This window comes from Acetobacter farinalis (genome assembly GCF_011516935.1).
Lineage (GTDB): Bacteria > Pseudomonadota > Alphaproteobacteria > Acetobacterales > Acetobacteraceae > Acetobacter > Acetobacter farinalis.
Map to the genome: position 1 here is coordinate 1 of NZ_WOTF01000022.1, position 20,560 is coordinate 20,560.

Consider the following 20,560-nt stretch of genomic DNA (forward strand, 5'->3'; position numbering starts at 1 on the left):
CAGGTCTTCCAGTCTACCCAAATCCTCACAACCGCGGGGTGGAGCAGCCCGGTAGCTCGTCAGGCTCATAACCTGAAGGTCACAGGTTCAAATCCTGTCCCCGCAACCAATTCCAGCATAAATTAAAACAACACCCCAAAAGCCGCACACGCGGCTTTTTGCGTTGCTGCAGTGGTAACAAGACAAAAGCTGATCAAGAAACGCCGCGATCCAAGATGGATAACGCTGCCCGCACGGTTATCAAGACAGGCGGTCAGTGGAGGAAGATTTATGGAGAGTGTTTATTCCGCCTTTGCGGATGAGAGATTTGAATAAATCTCTTCAATGAGATTCGAATGAATTCTTCAATATCAGGGAGATATAAATCCATGAAAGATGAGCGAGCGATATTTCTGTTTTCTTACGGAACCTTGCAGAAAGATGAAGTTCAGCTTTCTTCGTTCGGCCGTTTATTGGAGGGTCAGGATGACAGTATGTCTGGATATCGTATATCAATGCTTGAAATCACGGATCCGGATGTTATTCGCACGAGTGGAAGTCGGTTTCATCCTGTGGTTGAAGCGAGCGGAAATGATGAAGATGAGGTAAAAGGAAAAGTATTTCTGATTACAGAGGCCGAATTGGCAGATGCGGATCGATATGAGGTTTCCGATTATAAGAGGATTATTGTTACGCTTCGGTCGGGACGAAATGCGTGGGTTTATGTGAGGGCCTGATTTGAAAAACTGATCGGCCACGATCGGCTTTTACGCTATTGAACGGCACGAAATAACCGCCGGGTCAGTCATGAGATTACCGATCAATACGTGCATCTCCTCAGTATTTTCGCTCGACAGTAAACTGATTTGAATGATGCATTGCTCCTTGCCCTCATTCGTGAAGCGCATCCGATTCGCGGTGTAACCGGCATCTTGCACCAAGAGGCCAAGCATGGCAGCGATCCGGGGGCACTCAGCGCGCGTGGTTTCGATGTAGAGCTGTATACTGTCTTCTTCAGTGGACGATGAAAACGGGGAACAGTTAATCAGCGGCACGACTAATCGTAAGACCGTGTTCCCCGCAATTACGAAAAATGTAAGCAGAGCGCCCTCAGCGAGCATATCCGCTCCCGTGCAGGCTCCTACAGCTGCGGAGCACCACAGCGTTGCTGCAGTATTCATACCGCGCACTGATGCACCGTCCTTGATAATGGTTCCGGCACCAATAAAGCCGACACCGGAAACAACATAAGCAATAACCTTCAGGGATTCGACTCCACCGGCGAGACGCTGAGCCAGATCGACGAAAGCAGCGGCGCCAAGCGCGACAAGAGCATTCGTACGAATACCGGCTGTTCGTTGGCGGTATTGTCGTTCCGCGCCAATCAGCGCGCCAAGGACAAAGGCCCCGAGAAGACTTGCCGTACTGTCGGCGAAGGAAGTCAGGTTGAATGTCGTAATAAAATGCATTGACTATGCTGCCTGATGAACGAACATTTCACGTGCCATCACCGTCTTTCTGAAGACGCGAAGCGGCATCATGCTTTGCTGCCTTACACGGCGTCCAGCGTGATGCAAGGCCTGGGAGTGAGGGGGAAGTCCGCTTGCGCAGCAGGGCTGTCAATCTCCGTCCCATGCCGGTCCCTGTAAGAGCGGACGAAACTCGGGTTCGCGCATTCCGGCCGCCTTTTTGCGTTTGGAGAACATCGGACCGAGCATCACCCGTTCGCTCATGATGGCTGTGCCTGCGTTGATACGAACGCCAACCTTTTCTGTGATTTCTTCACAGGTCAGCATATGCCACGAGAGATCACGAGAGGGGTGTGCATTTTCATTCCGCCGTGAAGGCAGGCGAATTTTCAGGACGGTGCTTGGCACGTGGTTTATGGTCGATTCGGTTTTATCGCCACAGAAAAGCTTTGAGGACCGTGTTTCCTTCAGTGTCCGTAAAACAAGGAGCGATCATGACAAGACGATTTTCAGGCACATTGCTGTCTGCAGCCTTGGTCATGACCCTGATCATGACCAGTGCCACCGCTTATGCGGATCCGCCATGGGCGCGTGGTGATCATGGAGACCACGGCGATCACGGTCACCATGGTGATCATGGTGATCATGATGACCACGGTCATCACGGTGGGTGGGGCCCCGGCTATGGTCCGATGAAACACTGGCGCAAGGGTGACTATTATTCCGGCCCCCGGGATCCGCGATGGGTGATTAATGACTGGCGGCGTTACCACGGTCTGTGGGCACCACCGTCCGGCTATTACTGGGTGCAGTCTGGCGGCCAGTATCTCCTGATGGCTGTGGCAAGCGGCCTCATCGCTGGAGTTGTGGGGGCTGCTCTCGGCGCTGTTCCTGCTGTTCCTGCTGTTCCGGCGGTCCCTGCTGTGCCGATGGTGCCAGCTTATCCCATGGCGCCAGGGTATGCTCAGCCTCCCTATTGAGAACTGAGCAGTGTTTTTCAGGCGGTGCCTCAAGTTTTGTCGCCTGGAAAACAAGCTGTAACGAAAAAGCATCTCCCCTGAACAGCCAGCGCCAGCCTTTAGAACGGCTCAGGGGAGCGTGGCATCTCAGGCGTTACCCGGGCGGGATATTTGGCCATAGGGCAGCGTGGCTTGCATCTGGAACAGACGGATGCAGCACGGAGAAAACCCTTTCATTTATGCCCCCCATGGGTATATAAAATGGGTGTTTGCGTTCCAGCACCTGAGCATGGGGAGCCCTGAATGATCAGGACACAGGCCCGGATATGGATTGGTCTGCTGGCCTGCCTGCTGATGCAGGTGGGGCTTCTGGCAGGTGTTTCCCCGGCGCAGGCGCAAAGAGAAGTACAGGCCCATCATGCCATGATGCAGGACAGAACAATGCCCTGCACAGAAAGCATGGACGCCCGGTGTATGGGGCAGGCATCTCATTCCCGGAATGTGCCGCATGGGGACAAATGTTGCCACGTGCATGTCGCGGCAACGGATATTCCTCCGCCGGAAGCAGGGCCGCATCCCGTGTATCGACCCGGTGCCCGCAGGCAAGTCTTCAGCGTGGAGGCCCAGGCCGATTTTTCCGGCACGGATTGGCTTCCCCCTCTCCGCCCACCCAGACTTCTGAACAGACAGGAAGCTGTCTGAAACATCCGTCAGGGGTGTCTGGTGGCGTGGTGTTTTTTGTGGCTCAAGAGAATGGTTTTTGTTCTGACATACCCGTATCGGGTCTTCAGGGCGGCCATTTCAGGCACAGAAATTACACGCGTGGCTTTTAGTCCTGACGTTTCAGTCGGTTTCGGGGCGCTCACACGCGCCGTCCGTTCCGCTTTCTCTTAGAGAAAGCGGGGAGTGACCGTTCGAGTTCCGGATTTTTCATGATGTTTTCTTCGTCCCGTTTGCGGGATGGTCTGACACGACGCCGGTTTGTAACAGGCGTGGGAGCAGGCGGCCTGATGGCGGCTCTCCCGCGTTCAGCACAGTCCGCAGGTGTAGGGGCGCAGGCGGCTGGCCTGATCCCGGCCGAGCCATCGGCCCTGTGGAACCTGAGTGTTGGCCGTACCCATATTGAAATAGACCACAAGGCCCTGCATGCCCCTTGTGTCGAGGGTACGGTGCCCGGCCCCGTGCTGCGCTGGCGGCAGGGGGAGACGGTGGCGGTGAACGTGACCAACACGCTCGCGCATGAGGATACGTCCATCCACTGGCATGGTATCCGCCTGCCATCCGGAATGGATGGTGTGCCGGGCCTGAGTTTTACGGGTATCAAACCCGGTGAAACCTTTACCTATCGTTTCCGGCTGCATCAGAGCGGGACGTATTGGTACCATAGCCATTCCGGCATGCAGGAAGCACAGGGGCTTTATGGGGCCGTGGTGATTGACCCCATCCACCCGGACCCGAACGCCTGCGAGCGGGATTACGTGATTCTGCTTTCAGAATGGACGGATGTGTCCCCCATGGACATGATCAGTAATCTGAAGATGCAGGATGATTATTACGTTTTTCGGCAGCGCACGGCTGCGTCTTTCCTGCGCGAGGCGCGGGAGGCCGGAAGTGCCGCTGCCGCCCTGAAGGACAGGCTGGCATGGTCCCGCATGCGGATGGCGGCCACGGATATTTCGGATGTTACAGGAATTATCTACACTTATCTTCTGAATGGCCATGCGCCGGACGGGAACTGGAATGGCCTGTTTTGCCCCGGTGAGCGGGTGCGTCTGCGGTTTATCAATGGGTCATCCATGACGTTTTTTGATATCCGCATTCCCGGTCTGGAAATGTTGGTGGTGCAGGCTGACGGGAACGATATAGAGCCGGTGCCGGTTGATGAATTCCGCATCGGTGTTGCGGAAACCTATGATGTGATCGTGCAGCCGAAGGAAGACCGCGCCTACACTATTTTCGCCCAGAGTGAGGACAGGACAGGCTTTGCCCGCGGCACACTGGCCCCGCGTGCCAGCATGGTCGGCCCGGTGCCCCCCATGGACCCGCGCCCTGTGCGGACCATGGTTGATATGGGCATGGGCAACATGAAGCCCGGTGAAAGCATGAAAGAGATGGCCATGCCCGCAAAGAACATGTCCGGCGGCGGGATGGCGGCAGGCGATATGGCGGACATGCCCATGCCGGGTATGGCCATGCACCATCAACACTCCGCACCGCCGCCCCTTGAGGTGGATGATCCCGGGCCTCCGCCCATCAATGTGGAAAACCAGAATGTGGCCATGATGCCGGTTGACCGGCTGGGGAGCCCCGGTGACGGGCTGGAGCAGACGGGCCGCCGGGTGTTGAACTACAGGCAGTTACGCGCGACCAGACCCGGTGCAGACCCGCGCCCCCCCTCACGTGAGATTATCCTGCATCTGACAGGCAATATGGAGCGCTATATCTGGGGGTTTAACGGACGGAAATTTTCAGAATCCGGCCCCATCCGGCTTAAAAAGGGGGAGCGTGTCCGGTTTACGCTGATTAATGACACCATGATGGAGCATCCCATCCACCTGCATGGCCTGTGGAGTGAGCTGGAAAACGGGCAGGGTGCGTATCGGCCTTACAAACACACGCTGATTTCTCAACCCGGTTCCCGCATGAGCTATCTGGTGACAGCGGACGTGCCCGGCACATGGGCGTATCATTGCCATCTGATGCTTCATATGGAGCTGGGCATGTTTCGCACGGTGATTGTGGAATGAAGCGCTTTGCTTTTCCGGGAATGTGTCTGGCGGTGCAGATGCTGACCATGTCTGCAGCGCTGGCGGACGGCGGTGCGGTATCTGGCGCGGAGCCCCCGCCATCCAGCCCGCGCTATCACGCGGCGGATGCGCCGTCTTCCACTCCCTTTGTCTCTCTGGGCGGTATCAATCCGGTTATGGATCAGGAGCGTTATTTTCATGGAATCATGAATGAACTTGAAGGCCGTTACGCGCCGGGCGGCACGGATTTCCGCTGGGATGGGGAAGCCTGGTACGGGTCTGACTACAACAAGCTCTGGCTGAAAACGGAAGGGACACAGGAGCGTGGCCGCCTGCATGATGGGGACCATGAACTGCTCTATAGCCGCGCCATCTCTCCCTATTTCAATCTTCAGGGCGGCGTGCGCGTTGATCTTGATGATGGCCCGACTCGCACATGGGGTGCGCTGGGTGTGCAGGGGCTGGCTCTGTATGAGTTTGAAGTGCAGGCCACGGCGTATGTCAGTGATCGCGGGCGGTTTGCAGCCAAACTTGAAGGCTCGTACGATTTTCTGCTGACCAACCGGCTTATTCTCCAGCCGCAGGCCGAGTTCAATCTCTATACCCGCTCCGATGCCGCGCGGCAGGTTGGCGCGGGCCTGTCCGATGTCGATGCCGGTTTGCGCCTGCGGTATGAGCTGTGGCGGAAATTCGCGCCGTATGTCGCCGTGACCTATTCCGGCTTTCTCACGCAGGCCCACCGGATTGTGCGGGATCAGGGGGGAGAGACAGGCACACTGCGTTTCACGCTGGGGATCAGAAGCTGGTTCTGACAAGGAATTTTTCAAACAGGGAGTTTATAAAATGCGGTTTTCTCTTTTTGTGTTTCTGGCGCTTCTGTGCGCCAGCGTTGCCCGGGCCGAACCAGCGCCGCAGGGCGCAGGCCATGAGATGGCGGGCATGACAATGCCTGAAAAAGCAATGGGCCAGAGCACGAAAGCTCAAATCATGCAGCCCCAGCGCATGGAGAGCATGAGCATGGAGCAGCAGATGGCGGTCTGTAGCAGGATTGAAACGCTGAAAAAGCAGGGCAAGGCGCTGAATGCGCTCATGCAGCAGCAGAAGGCGGCCTGTGACACAATGGCTGGCGGGATGAGCGCCCCGGCCCAGACAGCGCCGGATGCCACGCTTGAGCGGTAAGTGAGGAGGGGGGCGACCTAGCGGATCATTCTGCGCACAACGCCCAGAAGTTCTTCAATGGCGTCTTCTCCCCCATCCGTCTGCACTGCCGTGCGGACGCAGCCGTTGACATGCGCTGAGAGAATTTCGGTGGCAACGCCATCCAGAGCGGATTTCACAGCGGAAATCTGCGTGAGGATATCCACACAGTAGCGGTCCTGTTCCACCATGTTCAGCACACCGCCAATCTGGCCTTCAATGCGGCGCAGCCGGTTGGTCAGGCTTTTCTTGCGGGGCTGCTGCACGCGTTTGTCTGCGCTGTCCTCATGCTCACATGCGGTACAGTGGTCTGGCGCGCGTTCGGCCTTGGGGTCCCGTGCCATGGTGTTCCCTTCTTCCTGTGTGCGTCACGTCTGGCAGATGTGACGCAGAGGTCTCACTGCGGTCGGTTTATTACACCGTTTGTGAATGAAAAGCACAATGCTGCTCCCCGCACGGCGCGGGCGAGGCTGAAAAATCAGGAAGGGTCGCCTTGATTATACCGGGATGGGGTATAAATTTACAGGATATCCTCAAGGAGCAAGGCCCGTGTCACACACTGTCAGTTTTCCCGTTGGCGGCATGACATGCGCAGCCTGTGCGGCGCGGATTGAAAAAATCCTCAACCGTCAGGAGGGCGTGCAGGCTACGGTCAATCTTGCATCGGAGCGGGTGCAGGTTGAGATGGAAAATCCTGCGGCTTCAATCGCGCCGGTGGTGGCGGCTGTTCGCAAAGCAGGGTTCACGGTGGATGAGAGAAGCGTCGATCTCGCCCTCTCCGGCATGACATGTGCCTCCTGCGCTGCCCGGATTGAGAAAGTGCTCAATCGATACCCCATGACACGGGCGAACGTGAATTTTGCGACGGAGCGGGCGCATATTGTCTATGTGCTGGGCGTGGTGGAACCGGAAACATTCATTGAGGCTATTGAAAAAGCCGGTTTCGGTGCAAAAAGGCTGGATGATGGCGCAAGGGATAATCCCGATGCGCAGCGTGAGGCGGTCTGGCGTGCGGAGCGCAGGCGCTTTGTTCTGACAGCACTGCTGTCCCTGCCGTTCTTCGTGCAGATGGTCGGCATGATGTCTGGCCTGCTGCCCATGATGCCGGGCTGGCTGCAACTCCTGCTGGCAACGCCGGTGCAGTTTTTCTGTGCCGGGTATCTGTATCAGCGCGCCTGGAATGCCGTGCGGGGCGGGGCCGCCAATATGGATGTGCTCGTGGTGCTGGGCACGGGCATAGCCTTTGTCTTCAGTGCTGTGGTGGTGCTGTTTCACCTGCATCAGCCGGTTTATTTTGAAGCCAGTGTTTCCATCATCACGCTGATTTCTCTTGGCAAGTTGCTGGAAACCCGCGCGAAGAACAGGGCCAGCGCCGGGATTGAGCGCCTCCTTCAGCTTCAGCCGCAGATAGCCCATGTGGAAAGCGGCACAGCCATACTGGATCGTCCGGTGGCGGATGTGCGCGTGGGGGATGTCTTCGTGGTGCGCCCCGGTGAATGCGTGCCGGTGGATGGCCTTGTGCTGGATGGCACGTCTGATGTGAACGAAGCCATGCTGACAGGGGAAAGTGTGCCCGTGCTCCGGCAGGCGAAAGACTCCGTCTTTGGTGGCACCATGAACATGAATGGCGCCCTGCGCGTGAAAGCAACGGGTGTGGGGGCGGATACAGCGCTTGCACATATCGTGCGCATGGTAGAGCAGGCGCAGGGTTCAAAAGCCAATGTTCAACGTCTGGCAGACAAGGTTTCCGCTTTCTTCGTGCCGTGCGTTCTCCTTCTTGCCCTTGTGACATTTCTGGCAGGCTGGCTGATCACGCGGGATCTTTCATGGAGTCTGGTTTCTGCCGTGTCCGTGCTGGTTATCGCATGCCCCTGCTCTCTGGGCCTTGCCACGCCTACCGCCATCATGGTGGGCACCGGTCTGGGGGCGCGTTTTGGCATCCTGTTCCGGAATGCCAATGCGCTGGAGCAGGCGGAAAAACTGAAAACTCTTGTTGTTGATAAGACCGGCACCCTCACGGAAGGCAGGCTGACAGTCAGTGATGTGCGGCCCGCTCCCGGCACCGATGCCGCGCATCTGCTTGCCGTGGCGTATGGGTTGGAGGCGGAGTCTGAACATCCATTGGCCCGCGCCATTGTGGCGTATGCCGCGGCACAGGGCATTCAGGCGCAGCCTGCCAGCGGGTTTCAGGCTGTTCCGGGGCTGGGTGTGACGGCGCAGGTCGGGGGGAAGCTGGCGCGCCTTGGCTCACCCCGCTTTCTGGCGGATGCCGGTCTGGCGCTGGATGAGGCCGTGGTCAGCCAGCTTGAGCACGAAGGGAAAACCGTTATCGGTGTGGCGCTGGAGGCGCAGTTTCTGGGCTATATCGCGCTGTCTGACCGGCTGCGCCCGGATGCAGTTGCCACGGTAAAGGCCCTGCAACAGGCCGGGATAACCGTTGTGATGCTGACAGGAGACAACCAGCGTGCGGCCTCTGTGGTGGCGGCACAGGTGGGTGTGGATGCGTATCTGGCGGGCGTCCTGCCGCAGGACAAGGCAAAGGCCGTTGAAACATACCGGGCGGCGGGTGGTCTTGTGGGCATGGTGGGGGATGGCATCAATGATGCTCCGGCTCTGGCCGCCGCGGATGTGGGGTTTGCTATTGGAGCCGGGTCTGCCATCGCGCTGGATACGGCGGATGTGGTGCTGATGAAGAGTGAGCTGACCAGCGTGCTGGATGCCATTTCCCTCTCCCATGCGACACTGTCCAAGATCCGGCAGAATCTATTCTTTGCCTTCTTCTATAATATTCTGGGGCTGCCGCTGGCCGCCTGCGGTCTTCTGAACCCGATTGTAGCCGGGGCGGCCATGGCCATGAGTTCTGTCTCGGTTGTCAGTAACTCGCTGTTACTCAACCGCTGGCGGCCGCGCACGCACGGGTAGACACGGAGAAAGGCAGGACATCCGCCCACTGTGGGGTGGGCTGTCAGATCTGCTCAATGGTTGAGAAATCGAAGGTTTCACCTTTGGGGTTTTCTCCCAGCCGCAGCGTGGTGGGGGTGGGCATGACATATGGGGGCACGGGCAGATTATAGGGGGCCGGTGCCCCTTTGAGCACGCGCCCCGCCAGATCAAAATGGGAGCCATGGCACGGGCAGGCATAAAAGCCGGTCTGGTCCGGTGCCGGGGTGGGCGGCATGTAGGCGGGCACACAGCCCAGATGCGTGCAGATCCCGACATACACACCATATTCCGGCACCACGGAGCGATGCCAGTTGCGCGCATAAGGCGGCTGCTGGAGGGCTTCGGACTGTGCATCCCGCAGGGTTTCGTTCAAGGCGGCGTTCTGGAGCCGGGCCAGTTCTTCTGGTGTGCGGCGGAGGATAAAAACAGGTTTGCCCTGCCAGACAGTGGTCATCTGCTGGCCGGGGGCCAGTTTGGAGAGGTCAACTTCCACCGGCTGGTGCGCGGCGGCGCTGTCCTGCGGTTTCAGGCTTTCAACAAACGGAATGGCGCAGGCGGCAAGGCCCGTCACGGTGCCTGCTGTGGTGACCATGCCAAGAAAATCACGGCGGCCGGGAACGGTGCTCTCGTCCTGCCCGGGGGCGGTGGTTGGGTCCGTGGGGTGTGTCATCAGTCGTCTGCGTCCTGTGTGGTCCGGGTTTTGGCGCGGTTCCAGATTTTTCTTTTCCAGGCAATGGCCAGCACAAGCAGGCCGCTCAGATAGGCAAACACATACAGCCCCACCCGGTGCCGGGTTGTGCGGTGCGGGTCAGACGCCCAGACCAGAAACGTGGTGACATCCCGCGCCTGCTGCGCAACCGTGGCGGGTGTGCCATCCGCGAACTGAACCGCTCCGTTCATCAGGGGTGGGGGCATGCCTACCAGATGCCCGTCCGCCCAGTCATTATAGAATTTGCCGGGAACAACGGGGGCTCCGGGTGGCGGAGGCATGTGGTAGCCGGTCAGGAACGCATAGAGCCAGTCTGCACCATGGGGGTGAATGGCCGCCAGCCGGGACTGGTCTGGCGGGGCGACACCGCCCATCATGGCGGCGGCCGCCGCCTCATTCGGAAAAGGGGAGCGCAGATGGTCGTCCGGCAGGCCGGGCCGCATGGTGGGCTGCCCCATGCTGTCGGGCGGGCCGGGAACCTGTTTGGCATGGGCGAGATCGGTCAGGGCCTGACGGGACAGCCCGATCCCGGAGAGGTCATTATACGTCACGCTCCGCATGCCGTGGCAGGCGGAACAAACCTGACTGTATACCGTAAAGCCGCGTTGCAGGCTTTTCTGGTCAAACTGACCCAAGGGGCCGTCAAAACTCCATGTCTGGTGCGGCGGTGCGGCCTTCTCGGGCTCTGTTGCCGGAGGGGCGGCCCGCACTGTCAGCGGCAGGCTGAGCAGGAGCGCCAGAGCCGGGGTGAAAGAAAGCCGGACCATCAGGCGTCTCCTTCACTGGTTGTGGGGGATGCGGCCTGAAGCTGTGCCTTTTCCCGGCGGGAGACAAGAGGCAGCAGCACGAGGAAAAATCCGAAATAATACAGGCCCGCCAGACGCCCGATGAGCATCCATTCTCCAGTGGCGTGATGTTTGCCAACGGCTGCCAGCAGGATGAAGGCCATGACCAGCCCCGCCAGCCCAAGGCGGCATGCGGGCCGGAAGCGGGCCGAGCGCACGGGGGACTGATCCAGCCAGGGCAGGGCAAACAGTACAAGGATGGCGCTCGCTGCGGCCAGCAACCCGCCGAATTTGGACGGCACGGACTGAAGCAGCCCATAGAACGGCAGGAAATACCATTCCGGTTCAATATCCGCCGGAGTGTGCAGGGGGTCAGCCGGGGCGTAATTGGCCGGCTCTGTCAGCAGGCCCGGCCAGAAAAACAGCAGCGCGCTGAACACCATGGCAAAAACAATCAGCCCGATGAGATCCTTGCTGGTATAATACGGGTGGAACGGAAGCGTGTCCTGCGGGCCTTTGGGTTCCCGGCCCAGCGGATTGCCGGATTTGGTGATGTGAACACACGCCACATGCAGCCCGACAACCCCCACAACCAGAAACGCCATGATAAAGTGCAGCACAAAAACCCGGTGCAGGAAGACATCGCCCAGATGGTCCCCGCCGGTCAGCACATGCTCGAGTGCGCTACCCACCACAGGAATAGCTCCCACGGCTTTGGTCATCACATCCGCGCCCCAGTAGGACATCTGGCCCCACGGCAGAACATACCCCGCGAAGGCCGTGCCCATCACCATCACCAGCAGCACAAGGCCGCTGAGCCAGAGCAGCTCTCGTGGCGCCTTGTAAGACCCGTAATACAGCCCCCGGAACAGGTGAATGTAGAGAGCCGCCAGAAACAGGCTGGCTCCTGTCACATGCATGCCGCGCAGCAGCCAGCCGCCGGAAAGCTGCCGGTCAATGGCCTCCGTAGAGAAGAAGGCCTCCGCGCTGGTCGGGGTGTAGTTCATGGCCAGAAAGGTGCCGGTTGCCAGCATGAGCAGCAGGACAACCACCAGAATGGCCCCGAAATTCCACAGCCAGTTCAGGTTGCGGGGCATCGGGAAATCCACATACTCCTTCCGGAATGCGGAAAAGATGGGGAGCCGCTGCTCCATCCAGCCCGCAAAGCCGCCGGAAAAGGCCGCGGGCGCGGAGGTGTGATCCTGTGTCTCAGGATGTTTCATGCACGCAATCCAAAAGTCACTTTAAAGTCTGTTAGCCTGCCCCAATGTGGCATGGCCCCAGTGTGGCATGGATAGTGTTCCGCACAAAGATGGATCGTTCCGAAATTGTATCATTGTGCGGAGGTCTGGCGGGCGGGTGTGGCGTGCGCCGAGCATAAGGGCATGTGTCGGTGCGTGCCAAGGCGTGGCTGCGCATGGTAGGGTGCAGGCATGACACAGAAATCCTCCTCCCCCGTTGCTCCTGTTGTGTCTCGCTGCCGCTGGGCAGAGACAAACCCGCTTTTGCAAACATACCATGATGAAGAGTGGGGCGTGCCGGTGCATGAGAGCCGGATGCTGTGGGAAATGCTGATGCTGGAGGGGTTTCAGGCAGGACTGTCCTGGCTGACGGTGCTGCGCCGGCGTGAAGGGTTTCGCCAGGCCTTTGCCGGGTTTGACCCGGAAAAGGTCGCACGGTTTGATGAGACGGATGTTGAACGGCTGATGGCTGACCCCGGCATTATCCGCGCGCGTGCCAAAATTCAGGCGACCATTGGCAATGCCCGCGCCTATCTGGCCATGCAGGCGCAGGGAGAGGAGTTTTCCGCGTTTTGCTGGGGGATGGTGCCTGACGCGCCGGTGCGGAATACCACCGGGCAGGTGCTGGCGCAGTCTCCGGCCTCTCAGGCATTGTCCAAGGCGCTCAAGCAGCGGGGCTTCAAGTTTGTTGGCCCGGTGATTGTCTACGCATGGATGCAGGCGGTGGGGATGGTGATGGACCATGACCCAGCCTGTTTCCGCTATGATGCCTGCGGCTGAGGCATGCCGGGTATATAATACGATAGAGAAGGGTTTAATTTCGAGTCGTATGAAAAAATCAGGAAAAATTCTGTCACGAAACTCTGCGGGGGATGATAGCGCAGTTGGGTTTTTCCTCTGACGAATCTTTCGCAACCATATAAAAACAAAAGAGAAAATATAAACGAAAAAATTTAGTGTAAATAAATTCTTTGTGATTTTAACCACAGAACAGAGCGATAGTTTATTGACGAATCTCCCGTTTGCGCATAGGGGTCGGACTTACCGTGCAGCGGTGTGGACGGAACACAGAGACAGGGAGCAGTGCAATGATGCTGCGAGTCAGCACAAACCTGCGATGTTGTATGCGAATGCAGCAGTGTACAGGTCGTGGTGTGCAGAGCAGGCGCATCGTATAAACTGCCGGGAGTGAGACTGCCGGCGGAGACACCCCTCAGGGGGTTTTGCGTTCGAGGTCAGTCATGATACGTGATTCAAAAATCATTGAAATAGACGGTATTTTTCTGGGAACAGCTATTCAGTTGAGTGGCGGCAGCGGCCAGCGTTTTTATGCGGCGCATGACAGTGTGCGGGCGCTTCATAACGCTGTGAAGCCCGACCTGACCATGCTGGCGCGCCAGGTCGCTCAGGCGTTCCGCCAGAATCACGCGGCGGCGTAACCGAAAGCGCTTTTCAGAGGGGGCATTCTCACGAGGAATGCCCCCGGCTGATGGCCTGAACAGGCGGATCTTCCGGGTCAGCAAGGTCCAGTTTCTGCACAAGCAGGAGAATCTCATCCAGTGTCGGGTCCGGCTGCGCCGGGGTGCCGGGTGCGGGACAGGCTTCGTCCGCAGGGGCAAAGCGTTCAGCCAGACGGCTGTACAGCGCGGCCCGCTGTTGTAGAGCGGGTGTCTGGTCAGGGGTTTTTTCCATCCACCAGACACTGGCGGCCCCCGCAAGGTTCCGCAACAGAAAGAGAATATCACGCGCTTTGCCAATCTGGTCCGATCGGCGCAGGCCTTCAAGGCGGGCTGTCTGGCACTGGATTTCCGCACGGGTGCTGGTGGTGCCAGCCTTGCGGCGCGCGGCTTCAATCTGCGGCCATGTCAGAGGGGCAGAGCCGGTGGCGAGGGCCGCATACCGGATATTGGCGCGAAAGGCTTCGGCCACTTGTGCGGCCAGAGGTGTGTCCCGCCGTTCCGGCCAGAGCAGAAGGCACCCCGCCAGCCCGACCAGGCTACCGATAATATTGTTGATGGCGCGGGCCAGAGCGACATCCCACCCCAGACCGGGGTTCACCAGATCTGTCACCAACACAAAAAGCTGCGTCATGAACATGACGCACAGGGCGTAATTCACACTCCGCAGTGCAATGGTTGCCGCGGCAAGCGGGAAAATAAGCAACACAATGCTCCAGACAGGCAGGAGCACGCCCATCACCGCCGCAAGCAGCCCCCCGGCAATGCTGCCAATCACACGCTCAATGGTGCGGGGCAGCGTGGTGGTGACACGCGGCTGCGTGACAACCACAACCGCCATCATCGCCCAGTAGGCGTAGGGCAGGTGCAGCGTGAGAGAAATGGCATAGGCCACCAATACCGAAACACACAGCCGCGCCGCATGCCGGAAGGCGGGCAGGCGCGGTGCTGTGGGGCGGGGCAGCGCGCCCGGTTCCGTCTGGCGGGTGGCCTGCTGAGAGCCAGACGCAAGGGTCTGCCATGCCTGTATCAGATCCTGCACAGCCTGCGCGCAGACATGCGCCCCTTTGCCAAACAGATCCGTATCCTGTTCGGCAAGGCGCGCCAGAAGGCGCTGGTGCCGGTAGAGCCGGTCCGGCCGGGGTTCCGGGCGCTGTGCCTCATGGGCCATGCGGTGCAGCATGGTGGTTACGACCCGCACGGTGCGGCGCGCGGCGCGTGATGTCTCGCCAGAAAGAACAGCGTGTTCAAACGCAATCAGGGCAATAAAAATCCGGTCACAGGCTTCCACAGCCGGAAGCAGGGTGGCCCGCGTGCGGCTGCTGATGGCATCAGCCGAAAGCACATCTATCCGCCCGCGTGTGCGTTCAATCCGGCTGCGGATTTCCCGCCGGAATGCCCCGACGGATGCGCGGGCCTGCTCCACAGAGGGGCCACCGGGTGTCATGAAGTCCAGCAGGCGGCGGGTCATGCGCTCTTCTTCCCGCAGCAGGGCTGAGCACGCCAGCCGGAGGGGCATGTACGGGTCCACCGGCCATGCCAGAACACAGATCAGCGTGGCCCAGATCGACCCCACGGCAAAAAGGCCTGACACGCGCAGGGCTGTTTGCGGGGGGAACGGATAACAGACGGCAACGACCGCAACGATAGCCGCCAGAACGCCAATCTGCGTTGCAATGGGCCCGCGCAGTCGCCCCAGAGCGCAGCCGAACATGGCCACCCCCAACCCCGTGAATGCCGCCAGAGGCCCGGCCCCCGCCGCAGCCGAGATGGCGCCGCTGAGGACGGTGCCCAATGCTGCAAACTTGAGCATCGCGTCCAGCCGGGGGCGCAGCAGACCGCCGGGGTCCACAAGGCATGTCCAGAACGCGGCAAAGGCGGACCAGGCCATAAGCGGCATACGCAGGTACAGCGCCAGCAGCATGACTGTTCCCACCGCCACCCCGGCGCGCAGCCCCTCCCGCACCGCAACCTGTTCCGGCGCAATGGCAATGGCCCGCACCCCCAGCCAGTGCGCCACGGCAGAAGGCACGATGCTGCGGGAGGCCACGCGCAGGAAAGTCTGCTTGCGGGGAAACGAGAGGGGGAGATTTTTTTTCATGAACAGTTGAAGCAACACGGAGGGAAGGAAAAACGGGGCGGAGGCGGCCTGCCATCATGCCTGATGAGGGAGGCTCCCCCGCAAGCAAAAAAGCAGGACAAAGCGGGAGTTGATCACCCGCGGAATGACAACACGCAGGTTGGGGGCAGCCCGTTCACACCGGAGATTGCGCAAAAGGCTGAAGGCGGGAAAACGGACGGATGTGTGGGGAAATATCGCCAGGATGGGGCGTGCAAAGCCAGAAATGTCCGGGCGTGTATCCTTTGACTGTCTACGTTATAACAGGCTCATCCCACATTCCGCCGTTCTGTTCAACAGGGTAGGGGCGGATCAGAGCGTTATGCTTGTATGCAGGCCGAATATCGTCTCATTCCCGATACGCCTGTGTGTGGACAACGGGTATCGCGGGTCGGCCTTGCCCCCCATGGGGTTCCAGATCTCCTGAAAGTCCGGCTGAATCACCAGCCAGGGTTTGATTTCCATCTGATACGTGATTTCCAGATGGTTTTCATTCCCCGGCACAAGCATGCCGGCGTTGCGGTTATACTGCCGCCAGCCGGAGCTGGAGCGGCCAATGCCCCACCCGATGCCAAAACTGTCATTCGAGCGGCCGGAGAGGGGGGCTTTCAGGTTGAAGCCCGTATCGGCCGCAAAGCTGACCATGTTGCGGTCTCCCCCATTCCCGGTCGCGCGGGCAAAAATGCCAAGAGACCTGTCATCTTTGAAGGAAGGACGCCAGACCATCTGGTCAATCACGGCATAGACCATCCAGTTCCCGCGATCCCAGCGGGGGAAGCCGCCATTTTTCCCCATGAGCTGGTCATGCGTGTTGTAGCGATAATCAGGGAATTTTCCCGTATCGTAAAATCCGCCGAGCTTGTACATGCAGGGCAGGCCAGGGTCTTTCGTGGCGTTTGAGAGGTCTTCCGGCTGGCGGTTCAACGTGTAGTGCAGCTCCCCGATCATCAGGGCTCCGGTGCCGGTGTTAAAGCGCGTGCCACTGCCATCATGCGTGACCTGATTGGTCTGATCCGCCGCATTGCCACCATTCTGGATACTGAAGGCGTTATAGCGGTTTCCTGGCGGGTTATCATCCGCCACCCCGGCAAGAAGGGTGAAGGCGTGGGTTACATGGTAGCGGACACGCAGGGCGGGAGAAGCCAGAGGCCATGAAGGCCCCCCGCTATAGAGATTGACGGAGGGAGCCATGGGCCAACCGAAATTGGAGTTCAGAAACAGGCCGCCATAGCTGGTCAGCATGAATTCGGATTCCAGATTCTGCTGCCCGATCCTAAAGCCGAGCTTTCCGTTAAACAGAAGCTGCCGGTACCAGATTTCAAAAAGGCGCGTGGAGCGGTCTGCCTCATAGCTGCTGGCCGGGTTATAGTTTGCCAGATGATCCTGCGTGATGGAGCGGCCACGCGTCTGAAGCGCGCTGATATTGAAAAGACCACCTTTCAGACCAATGAATTTTTCAAGATCCACAGAGAGGGTTGGCGCGGTTACGGCAAGATAGGACGGGCCGGTTCCCTGGCCTCTTCCGCTCCGGGCATCGGCAATGCTGGGGGCGCCGCCGGAGGTGTTTCCCCAGAGCTCCTCAACATCTTCCATATCAAGCGTGATGCCGTATTTGTAGAGCCATGTGCGCAGGCCGCCCATGGTGCCCAGAAGGGTATCGCTGGTGTCCAGTGCGTCTTCAGGGGTGTGCGCGCGGGGGAGATGCAGCGCGTTCGTATTGATCCCCAGGGCCGACTGGCGCATGAACGGTGCGGAATTCCCCAGACTTTGCTGATCTTTTTCGACCTGATCATCCATCGGGGTTTGTGCCCGCGCGCCCTGCGGGGGCAGGGAGAGCAGCAGGCAGCAGGTTATTCCGGCTTTCAGGAAAAAGCACCTCAGGTGCCGCCCGGGCTGTAGAAAAAGAGAGGTCAGCAAGCCGGACCGCATAATATTCTGTTTTCCTGTCGGGACACGGTGTGTGGTCGTCCTGCCTGCCGGTACATGCTGCCCCCCTTTTACCGGGCTCCCGCTGATGGTCAAAGCCGATATGGTGAGGTCTGCCGTGCAGTCAGCCAGAAGGGTTTTATTCCGTGTGCTGGTTGGCGGGGGGCAGGCGGGCTGCGGCTGTCAGGGGTGTGTAACCGGCCTTTGCGCATCCGGGCGGATCGTCACGCGGTTTGGCAGCGGGAAGGCCGTGGCTTCACAGGATATGCTATGAACACAAGCCCTGCTGAAGAGAAGAAAGGCGTAACCAGAATGACAGACCCGGTTGTGATTTATGGCATTAAAAGTTGTGACACCATGCGGAAAGCCCGGAACTGGCTGGATGAGCATGGGGTGGCGTATCAGTTTCATGATTATAAAAGTCAGGGGGTGGACCCTGAGCACCTGAAACGCTGGGTGGAAGCCGCCGGGTGGGAAACAGTGCTCAACCGTGCGGGAACAACCTTCCGGAAGCTGCCGGAAGACCAGAAAACCGGTCTGGACGCCACAAAAGCCATCGCTCTGATGCTGGCCCAGCCTTCCATGATCAAACGGCCGGTTCTTGAAGTCGGGAAGCAGAGTGTGGTGGGGTTCAAGCCCGAGGTTTACGCCCGGATATTCGCGGCCTGACAGGAAAACAGGCCCTGCTGCTTCAGGGTTTAACCAGATGCAGCAGGGCGCGAACCCTTATTCCTGATCAGGTGCCGCAGCGGAGTTCAGGAGGATGTAGCGTTCAATACCGACCTGTTTGATAAGGTCGAACTGACGATCGAGGAAGTCTTCGTGCTCTTCTTCATTTGTCAGGATTTTCAGCAGCAGGTCACGGGAGACGTAATCCCGCACACTTTCGCAATAGGCAATCCCTTCGCGCAGGTCCCCAATGGCCTTTTCTTCCAGCTTCAGGTCGCACTCCAGAATTTCCTTCACGTCCTGACCAATCAGGATGGGGTTCAGGCGCTGCACGTTTGGCAGTCCGCCCAGGAACAGGATGCGCTCGATCAGCCAGTCGGCATGACGCATTTCCTCAATGGATTCGTCATATTCCTTCTTACCCAGCAGGGTCACACCCCAGTGGCGGAGGGTGCGGGCATGCAGGAAATACTGGTTGATGGCTGTCAGCTCGTTTGTGAGCTGGATGTTCAGGTGTTCAATAACTTTTGCATCTTTAACCATGATGTCCACCTTGGCTGGAGTTGGAAAATGACAAGTCGCGTGTAACGCAGTCTTGCACAGGATGTAAATAAAAAATAGTTCTATATCAATGAGCTAGTGTTGTTAAGTCTTACTATCAATGAGATGTATTTATTTTCATATACTTCCGCTTTTTGGTGTTTGTTCAAGTCGCGGAGATGTGAGGCGAAAGTAAAGCAAAGAGCAGGTGAAGTGTCATGATTTGCGAATAATTCTCATAGGCATTAAGAGGGAAAGGCCGCTTTAATCTGTGCAGGACCTGTGTCTGATGCTGCTCCACATTCCCGAAGTGCTGACCCCGGAGGAACTGGCCCACTGCCGCACCGTGCTGCACGCGGCAGACTGGCGTGATGGAAAGGTGACAGCCGGGCAACAGTCCGCCAAAGCCAAGCATAATCTGCAACTTCCGCTTGATCATCCACAGCATCGTGAGCTTGCGGATCTTGTTCTGCGTGCGTTGGGGCGGAACCCCTTGTTCAACAGTGCTGTTGTGCCGCGCCGGGTCGTGCCGCCCCTGTTCAACCGGTATGATGCCGGGATGAGCTTCGGGGCGCATGTTGATAATGCAGTCCGGCCCATTCCCGGCACAGGAGGGATGCGGATCCGTACGGATGTTTCGTCCACACTGTTTCTGTCCGACCCGGAAGAGTATGACGGAGGGGAACTGTGCATTTATGATGAGAGCGGCGTACGGGAGATAAAACTTCCCGCCGGAGACATGATTGTTTACGATACAACGGTTCTGCACAGCGTGGCTCCGGTTACACGCGGCAGCCGGTGGGCCTCGTTTTTCTGGACGCAATCCATGATTCGAGAAGACAGCCAGCGGAGGCTGCTATTTGAGCTGGACCGCGCCATTATCGACCTGCGAACCCGCCTTCCGGATGATGATCCGGCAGTGCTGAAGCTGGTGAACTGCTACCATAATCTGATGCGGCAGTGGTGCGAGATGTAAAAACACCTTTTAAAGAAAAGAACTATCCTTCTCAGATGTGTTCGGTCTCATCCGCCTGCGTGGGCAGGGTTTTCAGCTTTTCCAGCAGGGCGGCATACAGAGAAGGGTCTGCCGCAGCGCCCAGTTTTTCCAAAGATTTCTGCATGGCCAGCAGGATGTCTGATGTCGCATCAGGCAGGGCCAGACGCCACCAGTGAAGGGCTTCCTCCACCCGCCCGGCATCGACCAGAGCCGTGGCGTAGTTATGGCGCCCGCGATAATCGCCTCCTTCGGCTGATTTGCGATACCATGCCAGAGCGGCGGCCTTGTCCTGAGGCGTTTCCCATCCTTCTTCCAGAAAGCGTGCCAGAAGGTTCATGGATTTTGCATGCCCGTTATGGGCGGCGGCTGTGAAAAGCCCGAGTGCTTTTTTGAGATTTTTGGGAACCCCGATCCCGCGCATGGTCAGAATGCCCAGATTGTAGCGGCCCCATTCATCCCCCAGTCTGGCAGCGGTTTCATAATGATGGGCCGCAAGCAGCAGATCCTTGTCACAGCCCCAGCCAAAATGGTGGCAGCGCCCTACCATGTTATGCGCAGGGCCATATCCGGCATTGGCCGCCATGGTGAACCAGACAAGCGCCTGAGCCGGGTCCGATGGCATGTAGACACTCTTGAGCAGCACCTTGCCCCATAAAACCTGATCAAGATGATGCCCGCGTGCTGCCCGCTGGCGGATGGCGTCTATCTGCTCTGGAAGAGGGGCGGTGTCGGGTTTCCGCTTTTTGTTCTGCCGGGCAAACATCTGTTGCCACCAGCGTGAAACTGACATGCTCCCCCTCCGGGTTTATGAGAAGGATTATCA

At 58.7% G+C, this 20,560-nt stretch carries 21 protein-coding genes and 1 tRNA gene; 12 read left to right on the plus strand and 10 right to left on the minus strand.

What is annotated here, in order from left to right:
• The first annotated feature begins 32 nt into the window (after nt 1-32).
• Nucleotides 33-109 (plus strand) — tRNA-Met (locus GOB82_RS11555).
• A 259-nt stretch (nt 110-368) separates the two neighbouring features.
• Nucleotides 369-716: a gamma-glutamylcyclotransferase family protein gene (locus GOB82_RS11560; RefSeq protein ID WP_166123245.1), complete on the plus strand. Its 348-nt coding sequence runs from the start codon at nt 369-371 to the stop codon at nt 714-716.
• Nucleotides 717-746: 30 nt separating this feature from the next.
• On the opposite strand, the gene GOB82_RS11565 is transcribed toward GOB82_RS11560, so the two are convergent.
• Complete coding sequence (locus GOB82_RS11565; RefSeq protein ID WP_166123246.1) at nt 747-1,448, minus strand: MgtC/SapB family protein; 702 nt, start codon at nt 1,446-1,448, stop codon at nt 747-749.
• Between the two features lie 150 nt (nt 1,449-1,598).
• A complete protein-coding gene (locus GOB82_RS11570) occupies nt 1,599-1,775 on the minus strand; it encodes a hypothetical protein (protein WP_166123247.1) in 177 nt (58 codons plus the stop codon).
• Between the two features lie 167 nt (nt 1,776-1,942).
• Here GOB82_RS11570 and GOB82_RS11575 point away from each other — a divergent pair, with 167 nt between their 5' ends.
• The 5 genes from GOB82_RS11575 (at nt 1,943) to GOB82_RS11595 (ending at nt 6,333) form a co-directional block, all read left to right on the plus strand.
• A complete protein-coding gene (locus GOB82_RS11575; protein ID WP_166123249.1) occupies nt 1,943-2,428 on the plus strand; it encodes an RcnB family protein in 486 nt (161 codons plus the stop codon).
• A 282-nt stretch (nt 2,429-2,710) separates the two neighbouring features.
• A complete protein-coding gene (locus GOB82_RS11580; protein WP_166123250.1) occupies nt 2,711-3,109 on the plus strand; it encodes a hypothetical protein in 399 nt (132 codons plus the stop codon).
• A 233-nt stretch (nt 3,110-3,342) separates the two neighbouring features.
• The gene (locus GOB82_RS11585; protein WP_166123286.1) at nt 3,343-5,154 is read left to right on the plus strand and encodes a copper resistance system multicopper oxidase; all 1,812 of its coding nucleotides are present in this window, start codon (nt 3,343-3,345) and stop codon (nt 5,152-5,154) included.
• Nucleotides 5,155-5,201: 47 nt separating this feature from the next.
• On the plus strand, nt 5,202-5,966 hold the full coding sequence (locus GOB82_RS11590) for a copper resistance protein B (protein WP_242007383.1): 765 nt from the start codon (nt 5,202-5,204) through the stop codon (nt 5,964-5,966).
• Between the two features lie 31 nt (nt 5,967-5,997).
• A complete protein-coding gene (locus GOB82_RS11595) occupies nt 5,998-6,333 on the plus strand; it encodes a hypothetical protein (RefSeq protein WP_166123252.1) in 336 nt (111 codons plus the stop codon).
• A gap of 17 nt (nt 6,334-6,350) precedes the next feature.
• On the opposite strand, the gene GOB82_RS11600 is transcribed toward GOB82_RS11595, so the two are convergent.
• Nucleotides 6,351-6,695, minus strand: a complete 345-nt coding sequence (locus tag GOB82_RS11600; protein WP_166123254.1) for a metal-sensitive transcriptional regulator — start codon at nt 6,693-6,695, stop codon at nt 6,351-6,353.
• A gap of 205 nt (nt 6,696-6,900) precedes the next feature.
• Between GOB82_RS11600 and GOB82_RS11605 the strand changes: the two genes are divergently transcribed.
• On the plus strand, nt 6,901-9,273 hold the full coding sequence (locus GOB82_RS11605) for a heavy metal translocating P-type ATPase (RefSeq protein WP_166123256.1): 2,373 nt from the start codon (nt 6,901-6,903) through the stop codon (nt 9,271-9,273).
• Between the two features lie 43 nt (nt 9,274-9,316).
• Here GOB82_RS11605 and petA read toward each other — a convergent pair whose 3' ends face one another.
• From petA to GOB82_RS11620, 3 genes are read right to left on the minus strand one after another with little or no spacing between them, the layout of a single operon-like run.
• Entirely contained in the window at nt 9,317-9,964 is a 648-nt protein-coding gene (gene petA, locus GOB82_RS11610; protein WP_166123258.1) for a ubiquinol-cytochrome c reductase iron-sulfur subunit, read from the minus strand.
• Nucleotides 9,964-10,770: a cytochrome c1 gene (locus tag GOB82_RS11615; RefSeq protein ID WP_166123260.1), complete on the minus strand. Its 807-nt coding sequence runs from the start codon at nt 10,768-10,770 to the stop codon at nt 9,964-9,966. The genes petA and GOB82_RS11615 overlap by 1 nt, the downstream gene beginning before the upstream one ends.
• Nucleotides 10,770-12,011, minus strand: coding sequence for a cytochrome b (locus tag GOB82_RS11620; RefSeq protein WP_166123262.1), 1,242 nt, complete (start codon nt 12,009-12,011; stop codon nt 10,770-10,772). The genes GOB82_RS11615 and GOB82_RS11620 overlap by 1 nt, the downstream gene beginning before the upstream one ends.
• 210 nt (nt 12,012-12,221) lie before the next feature.
• On the opposite strand from GOB82_RS11620, the gene GOB82_RS11625 reads away from it, so the two are divergent.
• Both GOB82_RS11625 and GOB82_RS11630 read left to right on the plus strand, forming a co-directional pair.
• The gene (locus GOB82_RS11625; RefSeq protein ID WP_166123264.1) at nt 12,222-12,809 is read left to right on the plus strand and encodes a DNA-3-methyladenine glycosylase I; all 588 of its coding nucleotides are present in this window, start codon (nt 12,222-12,224) and stop codon (nt 12,807-12,809) included.
• A gap of 461 nt (nt 12,810-13,270) precedes the next feature.
• Complete coding sequence (locus tag GOB82_RS11630; protein WP_166123266.1) at nt 13,271-13,468, plus strand: hypothetical protein; 198 nt, start codon at nt 13,271-13,273, stop codon at nt 13,466-13,468.
• Nucleotides 13,469-13,496: 28 nt separating this feature from the next.
• On the opposite strand, the gene GOB82_RS11635 is transcribed toward GOB82_RS11630, so the two are convergent.
• Together GOB82_RS11635 and GOB82_RS11640 are read right to left on the minus strand one after the other, a co-directional pair.
• Complete coding sequence (locus GOB82_RS11635) at nt 13,497-15,587, minus strand: FUSC family protein (protein ID WP_166123268.1); 2,091 nt, start codon at nt 15,585-15,587, stop codon at nt 13,497-13,499.
• A gap of 330 nt (nt 15,588-15,917) precedes the next feature.
• On the minus strand, nt 15,918-17,534 hold the full coding sequence (locus tag GOB82_RS11640) for a carbohydrate porin (protein WP_242007381.1): 1,617 nt from the start codon (nt 17,532-17,534) through the stop codon (nt 15,918-15,920).
• 309 nt (nt 17,535-17,843) lie between these two features.
• Here GOB82_RS11640 and GOB82_RS11645 point away from each other — a divergent pair, with 309 nt between their 5' ends.
• A complete protein-coding gene (locus GOB82_RS11645) occupies nt 17,844-18,200 on the plus strand; it encodes an ArsC family reductase (RefSeq protein ID WP_166123292.1) in 357 nt (118 codons plus the stop codon).
• Between the two features lie 57 nt (nt 18,201-18,257).
• Here GOB82_RS11645 and bfr read toward each other — a convergent pair whose 3' ends face one another.
• The gene (gene bfr / locus GOB82_RS11650; RefSeq protein ID WP_194300478.1) at nt 18,258-18,743 is read right to left on the minus strand and encodes a bacterioferritin; all 486 of its coding nucleotides are present in this window, start codon (nt 18,741-18,743) and stop codon (nt 18,258-18,260) included.
• A gap of 286 nt (nt 18,744-19,029) precedes the next feature.
• On the opposite strand from bfr, the gene GOB82_RS11655 reads away from it, so the two are divergent.
• Complete coding sequence (locus GOB82_RS11655) at nt 19,030-19,716, plus strand: Fe2+-dependent dioxygenase (RefSeq protein WP_166123270.1); 687 nt, start codon at nt 19,030-19,032, stop codon at nt 19,714-19,716.
• Nucleotides 19,717-19,747: 31 nt separating this feature from the next.
• On the opposite strand, the gene GOB82_RS11660 is transcribed toward GOB82_RS11655, so the two are convergent.
• A complete protein-coding gene (locus tag GOB82_RS11660; protein WP_166123296.1) occupies nt 19,748-20,500 on the minus strand; it encodes a tetratricopeptide repeat protein in 753 nt (250 codons plus the stop codon).
• Between the last annotated feature and the right edge of the window lie 60 nt (nt 20,501-20,560).

Excerpts from the sequence above, each read along its gene's own strand:
- GOB82_RS11655 (WP_166123270.1), top strand. The coding sequence starts at position 19,030 with ATGCTGCTCCACATTCCCGAAGTGCTGACCCCGGAGGAACTGGCCCAC.
- GOB82_RS11630 (WP_166123266.1), top strand. The coding sequence starts at position 13,271 with ATGATACGTGATTCAAAAATCATTGAAATAGACGGTATTTTTCTGGGA.
- GOB82_RS11570 (WP_166123247.1), bottom strand. The coding sequence starts at position 1,775 with ATGCTGACCTGTGAAGAAATCACAGAAAAGGTTGGCGTTCGTATCAAC.
- GOB82_RS11620 (WP_166123262.1), bottom strand. The coding sequence starts at position 12,011 with ATGAAACATCCTGAGACACAGGATCACACCTCCGCGCCCGCGGCCTTT.
- GOB82_RS11590 (WP_242007383.1), top strand. The coding sequence starts at position 5,202 with ATGTCTGCAGCGCTGGCGGACGGCGGTGCGGTATCTGGCGCGGAGCCC.
- GOB82_RS11645 (WP_166123292.1), top strand. The coding sequence starts at position 17,844 with ATGACAGACCCGGTTGTGATTTATGGCATTAAAAGTTGTGACACCATG.
- GOB82_RS11625 (WP_166123264.1), top strand. The coding sequence starts at position 12,222 with ATGACACAGAAATCCTCCTCCCCCGTTGCTCCTGTTGTGTCTCGCTGC.
- petA (WP_166123258.1), bottom strand. The coding sequence starts at position 9,964 with ATGACACACCCCACGGACCCAACCACCGCCCCCGGGCAGGACGAGAGC.
- GOB82_RS11560 (WP_166123245.1), top strand. The coding sequence starts at position 369 with ATGAAAGATGAGCGAGCGATATTTCTGTTTTCTTACGGAACCTTGCAG.
- GOB82_RS11635 (WP_166123268.1), bottom strand. The coding sequence starts at position 15,587 with ATGAAAAAAAATCTCCCCCTCTCGTTTCCCCGCAAGCAGACTTTCCTG.
- GOB82_RS11580 (WP_166123250.1), top strand. The coding sequence starts at position 2,711 with ATGATCAGGACACAGGCCCGGATATGGATTGGTCTGCTGGCCTGCCTG.
- GOB82_RS11615 (WP_166123260.1), bottom strand. The coding sequence starts at position 10,770 with ATGGTCCGGCTTTCTTTCACCCCGGCTCTGGCGCTCCTGCTCAGCCTG.
- GOB82_RS11575 (WP_166123249.1), top strand. The coding sequence starts at position 1,943 with ATGACAAGACGATTTTCAGGCACATTGCTGTCTGCAGCCTTGGTCATG.
- GOB82_RS11600 (WP_166123254.1), bottom strand. The coding sequence starts at position 6,695 with ATGGCACGGGACCCCAAGGCCGAACGCGCGCCAGACCACTGTACCGCA.
- GOB82_RS11660 (WP_166123296.1), bottom strand. The coding sequence starts at position 20,500 with ATGTTTGCCCGGCAGAACAAAAAGCGGAAACCCGACACCGCCCCTCTT.
- GOB82_RS11595 (WP_166123252.1), top strand. The coding sequence starts at position 5,998 with ATGCGGTTTTCTCTTTTTGTGTTTCTGGCGCTTCTGTGCGCCAGCGTT.
- GOB82_RS11585 (WP_166123286.1), top strand. The coding sequence starts at position 3,343 with ATGTTTTCTTCGTCCCGTTTGCGGGATGGTCTGACACGACGCCGGTTT.
- GOB82_RS11640 (WP_242007381.1), bottom strand. The coding sequence starts at position 17,534 with ATGCGGTCCGGCTTGCTGACCTCTCTTTTTCTACAGCCCGGGCGGCAC.
- bfr (WP_194300478.1), bottom strand. The coding sequence starts at position 18,743 with ATGGTTAAAGATGCAAAAGTTATTGAACACCTGAACATCCAGCTCACA.
- GOB82_RS11565 (WP_166123246.1), bottom strand. The coding sequence starts at position 1,448 with ATGCATTTTATTACGACATTCAACCTGACTTCCTTCGCCGACAGTACG.